Genomic DNA, 17,585 nt, shown 5'->3' on the forward strand with positions numbered 1-17,585 from the left:
GATAGCAGCAGGCCGCCATCGGGGGCTGTTGCATTGCGGCGGCTTAGCGCGCCGTGGCGCCCGACGACTTGTTGCCGTGTACTTTTACGCCTGCCAGCCAGGTCTCCTCCACCACGATGTCGCGCAGCTTGCGCACGGTCTCGTCCAGCGGGTCTTGCGCCAGAATCACCAGGTCGGCCCGCTTGCCGGCTTCCAGTGAGCCGACCAGGTGATCGAGGTGGCAGTGCCAGGCGGCATCGAGCGTGACGGCGCGCAAGGCCGCCATGCGGCCCAGGCGCTCATCCGGATTCAGCACCTCTTTCGCCGGCGCGGCTTCCATGGTGCGGAACACCGCCTGCTCCATCATGCGCAAGGGGCCCAGCGGCGAGACGAAATGGTCCGAATGCAAGCTGATGCGCATACCCGCTTGCAATGCCGAGTGGCAACGGTCCAGCAACTGGGCGCGCTCCTGGCCAAAAATGGTGTGCTGGAACGTATGCCCCCAGTAGCCGACGTGGCCGATGAGGAAACTGGGATTCAATTGCAGTTCCGCCATCTTGTCGATTGCCGCGTCATTCAGCAGCGACGCGTGCTCGACGCGCAGCCGCAGCTGGCGCCGCTTCCGCGCCTCCTCTTCGCCGGGACCGCCCGGCTGCGCGGTCAGTACCTGCGCGTAGCTGTCCAGCACATATTCCACCGCCTTGTCGCCGTTGGCGTGCACCAGCACGGGCCAGCCGTGCCCCACCGCCTTGTCCAGCATGCGGGTGAACACGGACGTCTCGGGATAATTGCTCAGGCCAGTGTCCGGCACCCCGGGAACGGAGTGCTCGTGCGAACAGGCATAGGGCTCGCTCTGGTAGCCCGTCAAGCCCTGGTTGGAGCCATCCGCGATCAGCTTGATCGCCTTGATGCTGAAACGCTGGTCGCCGCGGCTGTCCAGATCCGGCGTGTAGCGCTGCAGCCAGTGGTCCAGCGCCTGTTCTTCGGGTTTGGTGAACAGCGCGGCACCGATGCGCACGGGCCCCAGGTGCGCCGCCAGCTTGAGCAAGCCGATTTCCAGCTGCGGCTGCTCGGTGGCACCGAGGCCGGCATCGAAGACGGTGGTGATGCCCATGGCGGATGCGTTGTCCAGCACCTGCTTCAGGCTGGCCACAAATTCCAGCAGTCTGGGTTGCGGCGCGACCAGCAGCGCCTTGGCGATATTGATCTCGGTCAGCACGCCGGAAGGGGTGTCCGTGATGCCAGCCGCGTTCAGCGCGGCGGTATTCAGATAGGCAAGGTGGCCGGAAGAGTTCATCAGCAGGATGGGCACCGTGCCGCTCAGCGGATCCAGCCGGCTGGCGGTGATATCTTCCCAATCGAGCATCAGCGAGGGATCGACGCCGAAACCGAGCACCCAAGGGTTGCCATTCTTGTCTTTCGGCAGCGTGTCCGGCTGGGCCAGCGCGTTGCCGATCTGCCGGCTGATGCTGTGGAAACTGTATTCAGGATCCAGCTCCTGTTGCAGGGGGGGCTGCTGGAACGGCGTGAGCGGCAGCCAGCTCCTGTACAGCGCGCTGGGCAGGACGTGCATGTGGGGTTCGACGAAACCAGGCAGCAAGGTGCGTCCGTTCAAATCCGTCTCGCCCGGCTGGTGCGGCTGCATGGCCAGGCGCACCGCGTGCAGCGTGCCGGCGGCAACGATGCTGCCGCCGGCGATGCCCAGGGCCTCCACCTGGCCGCTACCGGCGCTGGCCAGGGTATGGATCACACCGTTATGGAAGATCATGGCTTGCGGCGCCAGTGTCCGGGAATGCTGGCCATAGGCTTGTTGAAACGCCGCATCGAGTTCACCGCCGGGTACGGTTTCCGTCAACAGGCCGCTAGTCAATGCTGGCAGATGGGGCAGGTTGCAGCAGGCGCAACCGAGATGGTCATGGCTCATGCAGATTCCTATCAGAAGTTAATGATTTAAATCAATGAAGTCATCCATTATTCTGGTTTAAATATACCCAACGACAGAATATCGGGAGAATATTACGTCCGGACTGGCTTGCTTGTTGCCAGTAACTATCTCGGAGCATAACGAATTGAAAATCAAAAAGACTCAAACATTGTCACGTGAATGTAAATGACTGCATGGATTTTTCTGACACCCTGCAGCGTATTTATTTTCAGAAGAATTTTATCTTCCAATGTTTCCGGCAAAAGAAATCCCGACATAGATCATCGCGTGACAATTGGATAGCTATATTTTATAAATTTTAATTATATTCAGCATTGCAGAGATTATGCCGGCCGCCCGAACAGCGGCCGTATCCAGAAATTCCCATCCATTGAATGCACCACCAACGAAAGCTTATCGATGAAAACTCAACGCGCAACAACCTGGTCGCTGGGTCTTATTGTGGCAGGCGCCCTGTTATCTTCGCATGCCTATGCGGCGAAAATTCCCGACTGCGGCAAAAGGGAACCGAGCAAAACCCTGCCCACCCCGCAAAACAGCGAATATGACGCATACCGCAATGCGAAGACGACCGCGGTGGCCGGTGGTCCGGGCAATACCGTCTTCAATAACAATGAACGCCGCCTTCCCGCCGCAGGCAAGGACGAGGTTTATTATGAATATTATCTGGGTATCGGCGGCGATGGCGGAGCCGGTTCCCATCGTGCGGTATTGCTTGTGCAGACCCCGGCGGGGAAACGCAAGCTGGTGGAACGCTATTACACGCAGGATCACTATGCGTCCTTTTGCAGCCTGAAGAACTAGTTTTTTCAAATACGAGCCGCAGCAGCGGAACACCTGCTGCGGCGCGTCGCGTGCACGATGTTCAAAACTGCGATATGATGATCGTCATGCGAAATTTACCTACTGCGACATCGAACAACTCAGGGGCCAAACCCACGGCGCTCAGCCGCAAGGAAGCCACCCACGACCGCATCGTCGAGGTGGCCACGCGCGCCATCCGCCGCAGCGGCTATGCGGGGACGGGCGTGGCCGACATCATGAAGGAAGCGGGCCTGACGCACGGCGGCTTCTATGCGCACTTCGCTTCGCGCGACGCGCTGCTGGCCGAAGCGGGCGACCGCGCGGGCGCCGAAGCGGTGGCGCTGGCGGCCCGGGTGGCCGCCTCCGCCCCGCCCGGCCAGGCGCTGCAGGCCATGCTGGCCGCCTACCTGTCGCCCGAACACATCGCCGCCATCGAGGTGGGCTGCCCCGTCTCGGCGCTGGGTTCGGAAATGCCGCGCCAGGCGCCCGAGGTGCGGCGCGCCGCCACCATCCACATCAAGGAAATGATCGACCTGTTCGCGCGCCAGCTGCCGAACTGGGGCCAGCCGGAAGCGCACGCGCAAGCCATGGCGACGGTGTGCGCCATGATCGGCACCACCATCCTGGCGCGCGCCGTCGACGAACCGGCCCTGTCGGACGCGCTGTGCGCGGCCACCCTGGCGCAGTTTCAAGAGACAAACCAGCCGTAACGCCCATGGCCCGGGTCCGTCCCGGGCTTTTTTTCAAACAGCAATATGACGATCATCATATTTTATTTCCAAAACTGTCCACCACTGAAGGAACTGCCATGAACAACAACAAGATTGCCCTGGTCACCGGCGCCTCGTCCGGCATCGGCGCCGCCACGGCCCAACGCCTGGCGCAGGCGGGCTACATGGTGTATGGCACCAGCCGCCGCGGCGCGCAAGCGCAAGACGTGCGCGACTACACGATGCTGGCGCTCGACGTCACCAGCGATGCCTCGGTGGCGACGGCCGTCGCGGCCGTCCTGCAGGCGGAGGGCCGCATCGACCTGCTGGTCAATAACGCCGGTTTCGGCGTGGCGCCAGCGGGCGCCGAGGAAAGCAGCGTGGCGCAAGCGCAAGCGATATTCGATACGAATTTCCACGGCGTTGTGCGCATGACCCTGGCCGTGCTGCCGCACATGCGGGCCCAGGGCGGCGGGCGCATCCTCAATATCGGTTCCGTCGTGGGCTTCCTGCCCATGCCCTATGGCGCACTGTATTCGGCCAGCAAGCACGCCATCGAGGGCTACACTGAATCGCTCGACCATGAAGTGCGCGGCTGGGGCATCCGCGCCAGCGTCATCGAGCCGGCCTACACGAAAACCACGTTCGAAGCCAATCTGCTGGCGCCAGATAGCCCGCTGTCCGCCTACCGGCAAGTGCGCGCGGACGTCACGCGCCGGCTGCAGGCGCTGATGGCCGGCGCCGATGATCCTGGCGTCGTGGCCGATACCATCCTGGCGGCGGCCCAGGCGCGCCAGCCGAAATTGCGCTACACGGCCGGGCCGCTGGCGGCACGCCTGCGCCTGATGCGCCGTTTCCTGCCCGCCGCGCTGATGGACGCCGGCTTGCGCAAGGACCTGCGCCTGGCCTGAGCGCCAGCGCCTTTTCAGCATTCAGAGAGAACATCATGCAAGCATTGCAACTCAAACGATACGGCGGCCTCGATCACGTGGCGTTTGCCGACCTGCCCCGCCCCGCGCCCGGTCCCGGCGAACTGCTGGTGCGCGTGCACGCCGTGGGACTCAATCCCATCGACTACCTGATTCCCAGGGGCGACTTCAAGCCGATCTTGAAAATGCGCTTGCCGGCCACCCTGGGCAGCGACCTGGCCGGCGTGGTCGTGGAAGTCGGCAGCGGCGTCACGCGCTTCAAGGCGGGCGACGCCGTGTATGCGAGCATTTTCGACACGCCACATGGCAGCCTGGCCGACTATGCCGTCGTGCCGGAACAGGCGGCCGCCCTGAAACCGGCCAACCTCGATTTCGTGCAGGCGGCGTCGATTCCCATGGTGGGCTTGACGGCGTGGCAAGCGATGCATGAGCGCATGCAGCTGCGGCCGGGCCAGAAGGTGTTCATCCCGGCCGGTTCCGGCGGCATCGGCACGTTTGCCATCCAGCTGGCCCGGCACCTGGGCGCCCGCGTGGGCACCACCACCAGCACGGCCAACGTGGAACTGGTGCGCGGCCTGGGCGCCGATGAGGTGATCGATTACAAGAAACAACCGTTCGAGGAGGTGCTGCGCGATTACGACGCTGTGCTGGGCACGGTGCGCGGCGACGGGCTGGAAAAGGCCTTGCGCATCGTCAAGCCTGGCAGTCGCGTCGTCTCGCTGATCGGCCCGCCGGACGCCGCGTTCGCCCGCGCGCGCGGCATGCACGTGGTGCTGAAACTGGTGTTCGGCTTACTCAGCCGCAAGATCATCGGCCAGGCGCGGCGGCGCGGCGCCAGCTACGCCTTCCACTTCGTGCGTCCCGACGGCGGCCAGCTGGCGCAGATCGCCGCCCTGCTCGAAGCGGGCGCCATCCGTCCCGTCATCGACCAGGTGTTTCCTTTTCTGGAGGCGAAACAGGCGCTGGCCTACCTGGCGCAGGGCCGCGCGCGCGGCAAGGTGGTGGTGCGGCTGCCCGTGCCTTGAACGGGCCGCGCCGCAACGGCGTTGGGCGCCGTGACTATGTGTGAGTTTTGCGTTGGCAATTTCGGCCATACTCGTTGTCAACCCTTTACCTATTGATACCGCTCAACTTCAATAAAGGTAGCTCATGCGCGTTTTCCCGGAATGCTGCTGGTTCGCTATCGCCCTCGCGGCCGGCACCGGCCATGCCGCCGAACCGGGCGTGACCGATACGCACATCCGGCTCGGCATGGTCAATGCGCAAACAGGCGCGGCATCGGGGCTGGGGCGGGCCATGCTCGACGGCGCGACGGCCGTGTTCCAGGAAGCGAACCGGAACGGCGGCATCCATGGCCGCAGCATCGAACTGGTGGTGGCCGACGATGGCTACGATCCGGACCGCGCCATCAGCGAAACGCTCAGGCTGGTCGAGGAAGAACAGGTGTTCGCCCTGTTCGGCAACGTAGGCACGCCCACCACCAACGCCGTCATCCCGATCGTCCAGGAAATGAAGGTGCCGCTGGTGGGCGCATTTACGGGCGCGATGACCCTGCGCCGCCCCGTGGTGCATGAAATCATCAACTTTCGCGCCAGTTACGACGATGAGTCCGATGCCCTGGTGCAGTACTTCGCCAGCCGGGGCATCCAGCGCTTCGGCGTGCTGTACCAGGACGACGGTTTCGGCAATGCCGTGCTCGACGGCACCGTGCGCGCCCTGCAGCGGCGCGGCATGGAACTCGTCGCCAAGGGCGCGTTCCAGCGCGGCACGACGGCCGTCAAGGCGGGCCTGGCGGCCCTGATCGGGCACGACCTGCAAGCGGTGATCATGGCCGGCCCCTACACGCCGGTGGCCGCATTCGTGCGCGAGGCGGGCCAGGCCGGGCTGAAGGCGGCCTTGGCCACGGTATCGTTTGTCGGCACCGACAGCCTGCTGCAGCTGCTGGGCACGGAAGGCAACAACATCGTCATTTCGCAGGTGGTGCCCCTGCCGGAAGACCGCCAGCTGCCGATCGCCGCCGACTGCGCCGCGCTGCTGGCCCGGCACGTACCGTCGGCCAGGCTGTCTTTCGTCAGTTTCGAGGGCTGCATCTCGGCCACCCTGATGGTGGCGGCGCTGCACCGCGCGGGCGCCGGCCTCACGCGCGAGCGCCTGATCCAGAGTTTCGAGACGTTCGACCGGCTCGATCTCGGCGGCCTGCAGGTGACGCTGCGGCCAGGCGACCACCAGGCGTCGACGGCCGTTTTCCTGACCCGCATCGCCGACGGCAGGATCGTGCCGGCGGACCCGGCGCCTGGCGCGAAGTGATGCGCGTCCCCCTGCCCTGGAACCCGGCATGAAAATCCGCACCAAGCTCATCATCAGTACCAGCGTCCTGCTGGCGGGCGTGGCGGCCATGGCGGCGGCCGGCCTGCTGCTGGTGAAAGGCATCGAAACCCATGTCCACGGCTTGACCGACGAGACGGTGCCGCTGTACACGGACGTGTTGCGCCTGCGCTATACCGTGCAAGACATGGCATCGGACTTTTTCGAGCTGGGCAAGGCGGAAGACATGGCGCAGCTGGAGCAGGTATCGCACAAGATCGGCGCCAATATCCAGGCCGCCGAGCGCCTCAGCAACGATTTGCGGCGCCATGGCGAGTCGCAGGCGCCCCGCTACCATGCGGCCTTCGAACGGGAATTCCAGCGCATGCGCGTCGCCGTGCGCAAGCGCCTGGAAAACGAGGCCTATTACAAGGCGCAGGCGACGGAGATGCGGCAAGTGCTGGCGCAGATCAAGGCCGCCGCCAAGGGCGCGCGCGGCAAGATCCGCCTGGTCGACAGCCAGGCCCAGACCACGGCCGCCGAGGTACAGCTGCAAAGCCAGCGCCTGAACCAGAATGCCCGCTACCTGACGGATTTGCGCAAGAGCATCCACGACATGCAGATTGCGCTGGCCGAGACGGAAGCCGTGAAGAACCGTTTCCGCATCGCGCCGCTGCGCGAGCGGCTGACGGCGGCCGTCGCGCACCTGGCGGGCACCAGCGAGCGCGACATCAGCCCGTCCCAGCTGGCGCTGCGGGGGAAACTGCTGGCCACGGCGCGCCAGATGCTCGATCCCGCCGCCGGCTTGCTGGCCCTGCGCGCCGGCCTGCTGGCCGAGGGCGGCGCCGGCGCGGCGCGGCAGGCGGCCTATCTTGCGCTCAAGGAGCAAACCAGCGCCGCCCTGGCCGCTGCCCACCTGCGCCTGGCCGAGGAGCTCGACCCCATCGAACTGCAGCTGGCCATCGGACGCGACCGGCTGGCCGAGGCGGGCCGCTACATGCACACCTCGGCCCGCATCGAGGATGCCAGCGGCGAAATCAACCTGGCCGTCGACGCCATCAGCATCGACGTGGGCGAAGTCATGCTCGCCACGGCCGCCGACGACGTCGCGCGCCTGGGCCGCGATATCGCCCGGCGCATCCGCGCCCTGCACCGCGACATGGCGACCATGCAGACCTTGCTGCAAAGCATAGGCCAGCTGGGCTTGCTGGCCGAAACGCGGACCGTCAACACCTACCTGGACGCCGTGGAGCGCTCGGGACGGCGGCTGGTGCAGGCCAAGGGTAGCGTGCTCGACAGCCAGACGGCGCTGAGCGAAGTCATCGACCACGTGCGCGCCTTCGAGCGGGAACAGGCCGCCTATTCCGCGCAGCAGGTGGCGCGCATCACGGGCCAGCAGCAGGAGGCGGTGACCAAGGTGCGCGACGGCGTGCGGCATGCCTTCATGCTGATCCTCGGCATCGCGCTGGTCCTGCTGCTGGCCTGCGTGGCCATCACGGGCCTGATCAGCGCATCGATCGCCAGGCCGCTGGCGCGCCTGTCCTACGCGATCGCGCATATCCGCGACGGCAAGGCGCTGTCGGTGCGCGTGGCGCAGCACGGCAGCGATGAGCTGGGGCAGCTGATCACGGGTTTCAACGGCATGCTTGAACACGTGGAACAGCGCGACCTGGCGCTCACGCAGGCCAAGGCCGAGGCCGACGCCGCCAACCGCGCCAAATCGGAGTTCCTGGCCAAGATGAGCCATGAAATCCGCACGCCGATGAATGGCGTGCTGGGCATGACGGAATTGCTGCAGCGCACGGAACTGAGTCCCAAGCAGCAGCGTTTCGTGCACACGGTGCACCGTTCGGGCGAAAGCCTGCTCAGCATCATCGACGACATCCTCGATTTTTCCAAGATCGAGGCGGGCAAGCTGGTGCTCGAACACATCCCCTTCGATCTGCGCCAGGTGATCGACGACGTGGTGGCGCTGTTTGCCAGCGGCATCGAGCGCAAGGCCATCGCATTTAGCTGCCGCATCGCCCCAGACGTGCCGCAGCATGTGCGCGGCGACCCCGTGCGCCTGCGCCAGATCCTCACCAACCTGCTCAACAACGCCACCAAGTTCACGGAACGGGGCGACATTGCCGTCGACGTCAGCTGCCCCGCCGCCGGCCAGCTGCGCCTGGAAGTGCGCGACACGGGCATCGGCATGACGCCGGAAGCGGCGGCGGCCGTCTTCCAGCCCTTCCGCCAGGCCGACAGCACCACCTCGCGCAAATACGGCGGCACGGGGCTGGGCCTGGCCATCATCAAGCAGCTGGCGGAAATGATGGGCGGCAACATCGTGCTCGAATCCGTGGCGGGACAGGGTTCCCGCTTCGCCGTCACCGTCGTCGTGGGCGAGGTGGCGCCCGAGGATGCGCCGGCGCCGCCGAGGATGCCCGCCCTGCCCGCCGCGCCGGACGGCGCCGCCACAGCGCCGGCGCCGCTGCGCATGCTGCTGGTGGAAGACAACGCGATCAACCGGGAAATCGCCCTGGCCATGCTGGAGGACACCCCTTACGAGGCCACGCCGGCCGACAACGGGCGGCGCGCGCTGGCCCTGTGGGAGCGCTACCCCTTCGATGTGATCCTGATGGATTGCCAGATGCCGGAAATGGACGGCTTCGAAGCGACCCGGCATTTGCGCCGCATGGAAACCCAGCAAGGCCGCAGCCGCACGCCCATCATTGCCCTGACGGCCAATGCCATCCTGGGCGACCGCGAACTGTGCCTGGCCGCGGGCATGGACGACTATCTCGCCAAGCCGTACACGCGCGCCGCCCTGCTGGCCGTGCTGGCCCGCTGGCGCCCATCGGCGGCAGCGGAGACGGCGGAGGAAGTCGACCCGGCGCAGGCGGAGCCGGCGGCGGCGAGCGATGCAAGCCCCATCCTCGACGCGGCCGCCCTGCAAAATCTGCGCGCCATGCGGCGTCCCGGCCGTCCCGACGTGCTGGGACGCATCATCGACCTGTTCTACAGCGACGCCCCGCGCCTGCTGGGCCAGCTGGAAGTGGCCGCCGGCGCCAGCGACGCCGCGGCGCTGCAGCTGGCCGCGCACACTTTCAAGTCCAGCTGCGCCAACGTGGGCGCGCTGGGTCTGTCGGCCACCTGCCGTGAAATCGAACAATATGCGCGCGGCAATGACGTCGGCGGCGCGCTGCACCATATCCGCGGCATCCAGCAAGAACTCGACCGTGTCCTCGCCGCCCTGGCCATTGAGAAGGAAGCCCTATGAATACCGCACAAGCCCCGCAAGCACTGGTCCTGGTGGTCGATGACGACACCATGACGCGCATCCTGGTGACGGAAGCGCTGGAGCCGGAAGGCTTCCGCATCGAGGAAGCGGCCAGCGGCCTGGAAGCGCTGGCCGCTTTCCAGCGCGGCGTGCCGGACCTGATCCTGCTCGACGTCGCCATGCCCGGCATGAGCGGCTTCGAATGCTGCGCACAGCTGCGCCGGCTGCCCGGCGGCGCGCACGTGCCCATCGTCGTGCTGACAGGCAATGACGACGACGACTCCATCAAGCAGGCGCTGGAAGCGGGCGCCAGCGACTTCATTTCCAAGCCGATGCAGTGGCGGCTGCTGGCGCACCGGCTGCGCTACCTGCTGCGTGCCAGCAGCGCGCTCACCGAGCTGAGCCGTATCCAGGAAAGCCTCAGCCACGCACAGGCGCTGGCCCGCCTCGGCAACTGGGAATACCGGGGCACCGGCTGCGACGGCTACTGGTCGCCGGAACTGTTGCGCATCCTGGGCCTGGAAGCCGATTCCGGCGCCACCAGCTTCGACCGCCTGCTGCAATGCCTGCCCGAAGACCAGCGGCCCCTGCTGCTCGATGCCTTCATGGAACTGCATGCCAACGGCACCAGCTACAGCCTGGAACACAAGGTGCTGCAGCCCGATGGCGGCGAATGCATCGTCTTTCACCAGGCCGAGGCCGTGCGCCAAGGCCATCGGGTGCTGCTGATGCGCGGCACCGTGCAGGACATCACGGAACGCAAGCTGCAGCAAAGGCGTATCGAATATCTGGCCAACCACGATGCGCTGACGGACTTGCCCAACCGCCAGTTGCTGAACGACCGCATCGGCCAGGCCATCGCCCACGCCCGCCGCACCCGTTTGCACCTGGCGACCCTGATGCTGGACCTCGACCGTTTCAAGTTCGTCAATGACAGCTATGGCCACCCTGTTGGGGACGCGCTGCTGCAGGAAGTGGCCCGCCGCCTGAAGCTGGCCGTGCGCGAAGGCGACACCGTGGCCCGCCAGGGCGGCGACGAGTTCGTCGTCCTGCTGACGGATCTGTCCGACATCGAGACGGCCGAACAGATCGTGAAAAAAGTACTCGAGGTGTTCGCCGATCCTGTCGTGCTGGGCGAGCATACCTTGCACGTCAGCACCAGTATCGGCGCCAGCGTCTTCCCCTCCGACGGCGACAGCGCCGACATGCTGCTCAAGACGGCCGACGCGGCCCTCTACAGCGCCAAGGACAAGGGCCGCAACGGCTACCAGTTCTACAATCACAAGATGGGCGTGCTGGTGGAGGAACGCGCCGAAATCGAGCACGCGCTGCACCAGGCGCTGGCGCTGGGCGAGCTGGAATTGCACTACCAGCCCAAGGTCGACCTCACCAGCGGCAAGATCTACGGCATGGAAGCGCTGCTGCGCTGGCGCCGCGACGGCATCGGCCTGGTGCCGCCGGACCGCTTCATTCCCCTGGCCGAGGAAACGGGCATGATCGTGCCCATCGGCGAATGGGTGCTGCGCACGGCGTGCGCGCAACTCGGCGTCTGGCATGCCTACGGCTTTACGCACCTGACGATGGCCGTCAACGTGTCGGCACGCCAGTTCCGCCAGACCGACATGCCGGAACTGGTGCGCGCGGTGCTGGCGGAAAGCGGCATGCCGGCCCACTGCCTGGAACTGGAGCTGACGGAGAGCGTGCTGATGCAAAACCGCGACCTGGTGGTGCGGGCGCTGGAACAGTTGAAGGAAATCGGCGTCACCCTGTCGCTGGACGACTTCGGCACCGGCTATTCCAGCCTGTCGTATCTGAAGCAGTTTCCCATCGACGTGGTCAAGATCGACCAATCGTTCATCCGCGACGTGACCGACAGCGTGGATGGCGCCTCGCTGACCCGCTCCATCATCGCCATGGCCAAGTCCCTGCACATGACCACCGTGGCCGAAGGGGTGGAAACGGAGGGTCAATTGGGCTTTCTCAATACCAACCGCTGCGACGCCATGCAAGGCTATTACTTCAGCCGCCCGCTGCCCGGCGCCGAGATGGATCTGATGCTCTATGCCGGCACCCATTTGCCGCCCGAGAGCTGCCATGCCGTCGCGCCCCAGCGCGTGCTGCTGCTGGTCGACGACGAGGAGCATATCCTGTCCGCCCTGCGCCGCTCGCTGCGCAAGGAGGGCTACCAGATACTCAGCACTACCAATCCGCAGGAAGCGCTGGAACTGGTCGCCTCGCACGCGGTGGGCGTGATCCTCACGGATGCGCGCATGCCGGGCATGTCCGGCAACGAACTATTACGCCGCATCAAGGGCATCTATCCGGAGATCGTGCGCGTGATGCTGTCCGGCTATCCTGAGCTGCATTCGGTCACGGCGGCCATCAACGAAGGTTCGGTGTACAAGTTCATCACCAAACCCTGGGATGAAACCCTGCTGAAAGACCATTTACTGGAAGCCTTCCAGCGCTTCGAATCGGGCGTGCAGCGGCCGCCACGGGGTCCCCATGGCATCGAGATCGGCAACCGAGCCGCCTAGCGCGCCACCAGGAGCCATCATGCAGGAGCAGCTGTTCTTCGAAGGCTTGCGCGCCCTGGCCGAAGCGGCCTTTCCCAAGCATTGCGCCTGCTGCGGCCGCGTCTTCGCCACGGCGGACGAGTTCATCGGGCAGACACGGGCTATGCAGCAGAATGTCTCCGGGCTGAAACAAAGTTTCGATGACAACAATGTCGCCATCGTCGAGGTCTACCGCAATTGCCTGTGCGGCTCGACCCTGATGGATTTCTTTTCCGACCGGCGCGGCACCTCCGAACCGTGCCAGCAGCGGCGCCAGCTGTTTGAGCGCCTGCTACCGCTGCTGCAGGAAAAAGGCATGGAACGGGCTGCGGCGCGCAACTATCTGCTGCAAGTCGTGCGCGGCCAGTTGCCGTAACGGCGGTGCTTGCATATATGATGCCGCCTGCACACACAAACAGCGAAAGACAGGCGGCGGAGAATGACAACGATCACTGGGCGATTGCAGGAAGCGGGCTTCGATGCGGCACAGGCCGCTGCCCTGGCGCAGGATATTAAACAGAAGAAATATGGTCCCTTGCTGCAGCAGCTGCTGCTGCGCGGCCTGTGGGCCGATGTCGTCGATGACAGCTTGCCGCGGCCCCAGTGGCTGGAACGCTGGCGCGCGCTGGGCGAGTCGGGCTTTCCCTTCATCAACGCCCTGCCCTGCAGCGCCTGCTGGACGCGGGTGTCGACGTGCACGACCTGACGGACGTCGTGCGATCCGCGCAGGTGTTGACTATCTACAATATCGCCCAGCTGATCGACGAACCCTGCCGCGACCTGGGCTACGACCTGGAAGAAACGCCCGACCTGGCGCTGGCGGCTGTCGATGACGGCGGCGCCCTGCACCGTTACGGCAGCCTGCACGACGCGCTGGAAGAACTCGATCCGGCGGGCCGCCACGGCCAGCCCCGCACGCTGGAACTGCGCCAGTTCGGCGGCTTGCCGGCAGCGCAGCAGGAAGAACTCCGGGACTTGCTGGAAAAAAAAGCCTGGTCGCAGGCGGCCGTCTTGTGGAAGCGCGCCGTGGGCGGCGAGCTGGCGCACTGCCTGGCGGCCATGCGGCAGCTGGTGCGCCAGCTGTAACTTGCTCTACCAGTAACCAAGCACCTTCCACCACGTCGTGCCGACGACGGCAAAGATCAGCAGCTCCGCCACGCACATGATGAAGCCGACCCGCCACCAGTTGCCCATCGTCACGAAGCCGCTGCCGAAGATGATGGGCGAGGTGCCCGTCGCATAGTGGGTCAGGGTCATCATGATGGCCGAGCCGGCCGTCATCATCAGCATGAACGGCACGTGGTACTCGGCCGGGATCAGGTGCAGGCCCACCGTCAGGAAGGCCAGCAGCATGGCGCTGATGTGCGCCGTCGTGCTGGCAAAGAAGTAATGCGAAAAGACAAACACCAGCACCAGGACGCCGGCAATCGGCAGCCAGTCCATGCCGCTGGCGACAATCGCCGCCTTCATGCCGGCCGAAAACCAGGCGATCACGCCCGTCTTGTTCAGCTGCTCGGCCATCATCACCAGGGCGCCAAACCACACCAGGGTATCCCAGGCGCTCTTTTCCGACAGCACGTCGTCCCAGTCGATGGTGCCGGTGATGATCAGCACGAACAGGCCGACAAAGGCGACCACTGTCGCATCGAGCGAAAAGGCGGGGCCGAACAGCATCGCGGGCACATTCGCCCACAGCAGCAGCAACAGGGCGAAGGTGCCCAGCATGACTTTTTCCGGCGGCGACAGCGGGCCCATGCTTTTCAATTCCGCCTTGGCGTAGGTGACGGCGTCGGGCGTGGCCTTCAGTTCCGGCGGCGACAGCCAATAGATGATCAAAGGCATGACCAGCAGGCAGACCAGGCCCGGCAGCAGCATGCACAGGGCCCAGGTGGTCCACGTCAGGTGGAAACCCTGGCCGCTGGCCTTGGCCACGAAATCGACCACCAGCGGATTGGGCGCCGTGGCCGTCAGGAACATGGCCGACGTGATCGGATTGGCATGGTAGTTGACGAGGGCCAGATACGTGCCCACCTTCTTTTCCGTACCCTTGGCCGGGTCCGAATCGAAGGCATTGGCGATCGATTTCATGACGGGGTGGACGATGCCGCCGCCGCGTGCCGTGTTACTGGGCGTAAATGGCGCCAGCACCAGTTCGCAGATCGCCAGGCCATAGCCGATGCCCATGGTGCGCTTGCCCAGCAGCGAAATGAACAGCAGGCCGATGCGGCTGCCCAGCCCCGTCTTTTTCAGGCCGCGCGATATCAGAATCGCCACGACGATCAGCCAGATCAATGGATTCGAGAAACTGCTGAGCGCATCCGTGATGGCGCCCTTGGACGAGGTCGACGTCACTTGCGACAAGGAAACGATGACGATGGCCATCATGGCCATCACGCCGATCGGCATGACTTTTAATATGATCGCCAGAATCGTGGTGAGGAAGATCGCCACCAGGCCCCAGGCCTTGGGCGTCAAGCCTTCGGGCGCCGGCAGCAATAGCATGCCGACAAGCAAGGCGGTGCAGATCAGGGCGGGGACGAGGCGGAATGGGACGGCTTCCTTGAAATGCAGGAACAGGTCGCGCACAGTTTTATACATCATGATTTCCTTTACTGGACAGGCATCCGGGCGGGCAGTGGCGCCCGCGCGGCTGGTGATAATTCTTTTTAGCAACATCATACAAGCTCATACGCAACCGCCCTGCTCCATTGCGCGTGCGCGTGACAGGAAATTCCCGAATCGTTGACTTGAGCGCTATCACAGGAGCGGAATATATTGACGGCCAGTGACAATGGGTGACTTTTTTGGCAATTTTTCTCTGTATCTTTCCCCGTAGCTGCCGCCAGATATGCCACCAGGATTGCCAACCTTTCAGGGGAAAACTTGATGAATAGCACGGAACAGTATTCGATCCACCCATCCATCGGCATTGCCCGCGTGGGCAACAGCCATGATTCGTTTTACCTGGCGCCGGAAACCATCGGCGGGCTGCCGGTCGAAGCGGACGGCAACAACGATCCCGTGCTGGAGAATGGCAAGCCGGTCCACGTTGCCCAGTTCAAGGATGCGGCCGGCCGCGTGCGGCGCCAGGCGGCCAGTTTCCGCATTTACAAGTCCGTGGCGGGACGTCCCGGTGAAAAAGTCCTGGTCGACCTGCAAGACCCGAGCATTGCCAAGATCGAGTGGACTGTGCACGTGGCCAACAAGAAGGCGGCCTGGTGGAACTTCATTCCCCTGCTGGGCGACTTGATGTTTGGCCCGTACAACAGCTATGAAACCTGGGAAGATACGCCGCCCGCCTGGAAGCTGACGCCCACGTCCTGGACCAATCTGCGCAACGGCGACGTCACGGACCCGGCGGCACGGCAAAAACTGATCGTCGACCCGGGACCGCGCACGCTCGACACGCCGCTGGGCAAAGCCCATTTCGACAAGGATGGCGCCGGTTCCTATGCGCACGTGTCCTTCCCCGATCCGCAGGCCATCACGCAAGGCTATCCGGTGCGCACCCTGGGCGAAATGCGCACGGATTCGCGCGGCAACCTGCTGGTGATCGGCGCCTATGGCCGCGCCGGCGGCTCCGAAAGCATCACGGGCTTTGGCGGCGGCGATACGTGGAATGACGACGTGGCCGACGGTCCCGTCAGCGCGACCATCCATTTCAAGGATGGCAGCCCCTCCGTGGAACTGAAAGCCTGGGTGGTCATCGGCTCGCCGAAGTTCGCGCCCGAACTGGTGAATATTTCCACCTGGGATGACGTCGTGGCCGACATGGCCATCAAATACAAGAACGCGCTGCCCGAGGCCTACGACGCGGCCCGCTGGAGCGGCAGCGATGGCTGGAATCCCGACTATGTCGTCAATTACGCGCAGGATATCCAGCCTTTCCTCGCCAGGATAGGCGATTACCAGTGGGTGGCGACGGTGCCGTCGATGACGGCCTTCATCCGCCCCGCCTTCGACGTGGCCGATGCGTCGGAAGCGAACCGGCCCCAGCGGGAAAAATTCCTCAGCTATTTCAGGAAGCCGTCGGCCATCCGGCCCGGCACCAAGGAACAGGTGCCGGGTTTTACGGGCGGCCAGGGCGGACAATTGTTCAGCGCCGCCACCACGGACAATCCCGGCGCGGGCATCCCCCTCGTGCCCTTGAACTCAGGCAGCAATTCCGTGCGCAACAACGTCATCAGCAAGTTTTCCGTGCTGACGGATACGCAATATTTTGCCTTGCAGCAATGGGCCGCCGGCAAATTCGCCCCCGACGCGCCGGGTCTGGCCTTGCCGGGCATCGACCCGCTCGACCACGCGACCATCGGCAACTGCGTCGGCGAACCCATGTGCCCCGGCATCGAAGTGACGTGGAGCGTGCGCAACCCCATCATCTATGAAAAACCGTACGCCATCCTGCACCGCGTGGACGCCGACTATGCGAAAAACGGCCTGTCGCCGGGCCGCGACGAGTGCGAACCGCTGGACTGGAACGATCCGAACGTCGGCACCGGCTGCGAACCGGGCGACCTGACCAAGCGCATGGCCATCCCGTGGCAGGCCGATTTCTATGACTGCTCCGTGCAGATGATCAACTTCGACAATCCGGACATCGTCAAGAATCCCGATTCGCTCATTCCCGTGCCGCCCACCTACTACGCCTACTGGTGGCCGCCGCAAAGCCCTTGGAACGTCATCAATGGCGCCACCACCAAGGAAGAACAGGCGCTCGCCGGCGTGCCGGCCGGCATGCAGGTGATGTACAGCCGCGGCATGAACAGTTTTTCGCAGATGATCAGTTCCTGGCACTACCTGGGGTTCATCGTGAACCAGAACGAGGATGCCGAATCGCGCCGCCAATACCCGTACTTTGTGGAAAAAGAGCGCAATCACGCGAAATTCGTGGCGGCCAGCGTGGGTGTCGGCAATGCCAGCAGTTTCGTCACGGGCGACGACGCCAACTACCTGCCCGCGTGGTTCCTCAAGGACGAGGATCCGCAGACGGCGCCCGAGAAGGCCTCGCAGCTGTTTGCCAGTGGCGGCGCGCCAGTGGCCCTGCATGACACGCCGAAGAAAATCTTGCCGGCCAACCGGCGCCGGTTTTCCCATTGA

General features: G+C 64.6%; 13 protein-coding genes. 11 read left to right on the top strand and 2 right to left on the bottom strand.

Annotated features, from left to right (window positions below):
* Positions 1–43: 43 nt before the first annotated feature.
* Entirely contained in the window at positions 44–1,903 is a 1,860-nt protein-coding gene (locus AC07VH_RS02610) for an amidohydrolase (RefSeq protein ID WP_494786674.1), read from the bottom strand.
* A gap of 420 nt (positions 1,904–2,323) precedes the next feature.
* Here AC07VH_RS02610 and AC07VH_RS02615 point away from each other — a divergent pair, with 420 nt between their 5' ends.
* From AC07VH_RS02615 to AC07VH_RS02660, 10 genes are all read left to right on the top strand, one after another.
* Complete coding sequence (locus AC07VH_RS02615; protein ID WP_475413783.1) at positions 2,324–2,728, top strand: ribonuclease domain-containing protein; 405 nt, start codon at positions 2,324–2,326, stop codon at positions 2,726–2,728.
* A 74-nt stretch (positions 2,729–2,802) separates the two neighbouring features.
* The gene (locus AC07VH_RS02620; protein ID WP_494786675.1) at positions 2,803–3,438 is read left to right on the top strand and encodes a TetR/AcrR family transcriptional regulator; all 636 of its coding nucleotides are present in this window, start codon (positions 2,803–2,805) and stop codon (positions 3,436–3,438) included.
* A gap of 98 nt (positions 3,439–3,536) precedes the next feature.
* Positions 3,537–4,349: an oxidoreductase gene (locus AC07VH_RS02625; RefSeq protein ID WP_494786676.1), complete on the top strand. Its 813-nt coding sequence runs from the start codon at positions 3,537–3,539 to the stop codon at positions 4,347–4,349.
* A gap of 35 nt (positions 4,350–4,384) precedes the next feature.
* Positions 4,385–5,392 (top strand): NADP-dependent oxidoreductase, encoded by a 1,008-nt coding sequence (locus tag AC07VH_RS02630; protein WP_494786677.1) that lies wholly within the window; start codon positions 4,385–4,387, stop codon positions 5,390–5,392.
* Between the two features lie 124 nt (positions 5,393–5,516).
* Complete coding sequence (locus AC07VH_RS02635) at positions 5,517–6,674, top strand: ABC transporter substrate-binding protein (protein ID WP_494786678.1); 1,158 nt, start codon at positions 5,517–5,519, stop codon at positions 6,672–6,674.
* 28 nt (positions 6,675–6,702) lie between these two features.
* The gene (locus AC07VH_RS02640; protein WP_494786679.1) at positions 6,703–9,933 is read left to right on the top strand and encodes an ATP-binding protein; all 3,231 of its coding nucleotides are present in this window, start codon (positions 6,703–6,705) and stop codon (positions 9,931–9,933) included.
* The gene (locus AC07VH_RS02645; protein ID WP_494786680.1) at positions 9,930–12,470 is read left to right on the top strand and encodes an EAL domain-containing protein; all 2,541 of its coding nucleotides are present in this window, start codon (positions 9,930–9,932) and stop codon (positions 12,468–12,470) included. Before AC07VH_RS02640 ends, AC07VH_RS02645 begins: the two co-directional genes overlap by 4 nt.
* Before the next feature lie 19 nt (positions 12,471–12,489).
* Positions 12,490–12,864 (top strand): hypothetical protein, encoded by a 375-nt coding sequence (locus AC07VH_RS02650; protein WP_489627284.1) that lies wholly within the window; start codon positions 12,490–12,492, stop codon positions 12,862–12,864.
* 63 nt (positions 12,865–12,927) lie between these two features.
* On the top strand, positions 12,928–13,194 hold the full coding sequence (locus AC07VH_RS02655) for a hypothetical protein (protein ID WP_494786681.1): 267 nt from the start codon (positions 12,928–12,930) through the stop codon (positions 13,192–13,194).
* On the top strand, positions 13,182–13,574 hold the full coding sequence (locus AC07VH_RS02660; RefSeq protein WP_494786682.1) for a hypothetical protein: 393 nt from the start codon (positions 13,182–13,184) through the stop codon (positions 13,572–13,574). The genes AC07VH_RS02655 and AC07VH_RS02660 overlap by 13 nt, the downstream gene beginning before the upstream one ends.
* 6 nt (positions 13,575–13,580) lie before the next feature.
* Here AC07VH_RS02660 and AC07VH_RS02665 read toward each other — a convergent pair whose 3' ends face one another.
* Positions 13,581–15,086, bottom strand: a complete 1,506-nt coding sequence (locus AC07VH_RS02665; protein ID WP_475413841.1) for an anion permease — start codon at positions 15,084–15,086, stop codon at positions 13,581–13,583.
* 288 nt (positions 15,087–15,374) lie between these two features.
* On the opposite strand from AC07VH_RS02665, the gene lodA reads away from it, so the two are divergent.
* Positions 15,375–17,585: a CTQ-dependent lysine 6-oxidase LodA gene (gene lodA, locus AC07VH_RS02670; protein ID WP_494786683.1), complete on the top strand. Its 2,211-nt coding sequence runs from the start codon at positions 15,375–15,377 to the stop codon at positions 17,583–17,585.

The sequence above is a fragment of the Janthinobacterium sp. GW821-FHT03C10 genome (assembly GCF_059420865.1).

What these genes read in the sequence shown, in the direction of transcription:
- AC07VH_RS02610 (WP_494786674.1), bottom strand. Translation starts at nt 1,903, where the DNA reads ATGAGCCATGACCATCTCGGTTGCGCCTGCTGCAACCTGCCCCATCTG.
- AC07VH_RS02615 (WP_475413783.1), top strand. Translation starts at nt 2,324, where the DNA reads ATGAAAACTCAACGCGCAACAACCTGGTCGCTGGGTCTTATTGTGGCA.
- AC07VH_RS02620 (WP_494786675.1), top strand. Translation starts at nt 2,803, where the DNA reads ATGATGATCGTCATGCGAAATTTACCTACTGCGACATCGAACAACTCA.
- AC07VH_RS02625 (WP_494786676.1), top strand. Translation starts at nt 3,537, where the DNA reads ATGAACAACAACAAGATTGCCCTGGTCACCGGCGCCTCGTCCGGCATC.
- AC07VH_RS02630 (WP_494786677.1), top strand. Translation starts at nt 4,385, where the DNA reads ATGCAAGCATTGCAACTCAAACGATACGGCGGCCTCGATCACGTGGCG.
- AC07VH_RS02635 (WP_494786678.1), top strand. Translation starts at nt 5,517, where the DNA reads ATGCGCGTTTTCCCGGAATGCTGCTGGTTCGCTATCGCCCTCGCGGCC.
- AC07VH_RS02640 (WP_494786679.1), top strand. Translation starts at nt 6,703, where the DNA reads ATGAAAATCCGCACCAAGCTCATCATCAGTACCAGCGTCCTGCTGGCG.
- AC07VH_RS02645 (WP_494786680.1), top strand. Translation starts at nt 9,930, where the DNA reads ATGAATACCGCACAAGCCCCGCAAGCACTGGTCCTGGTGGTCGATGAC.
- AC07VH_RS02650 (WP_489627284.1), top strand. Translation starts at nt 12,490, where the DNA reads ATGCAGGAGCAGCTGTTCTTCGAAGGCTTGCGCGCCCTGGCCGAAGCG.
- AC07VH_RS02655 (WP_494786681.1), top strand. Translation starts at nt 12,928, where the DNA reads ATGACAACGATCACTGGGCGATTGCAGGAAGCGGGCTTCGATGCGGCA.
- AC07VH_RS02665 (WP_475413841.1), bottom strand. Translation starts at nt 15,086, where the DNA reads ATGTATAAAACTGTGCGCGACCTGTTCCTGCATTTCAAGGAAGCCGTC.
- lodA (WP_494786683.1), top strand. Translation starts at nt 15,375, where the DNA reads ATGAATAGCACGGAACAGTATTCGATCCACCCATCCATCGGCATTGCC.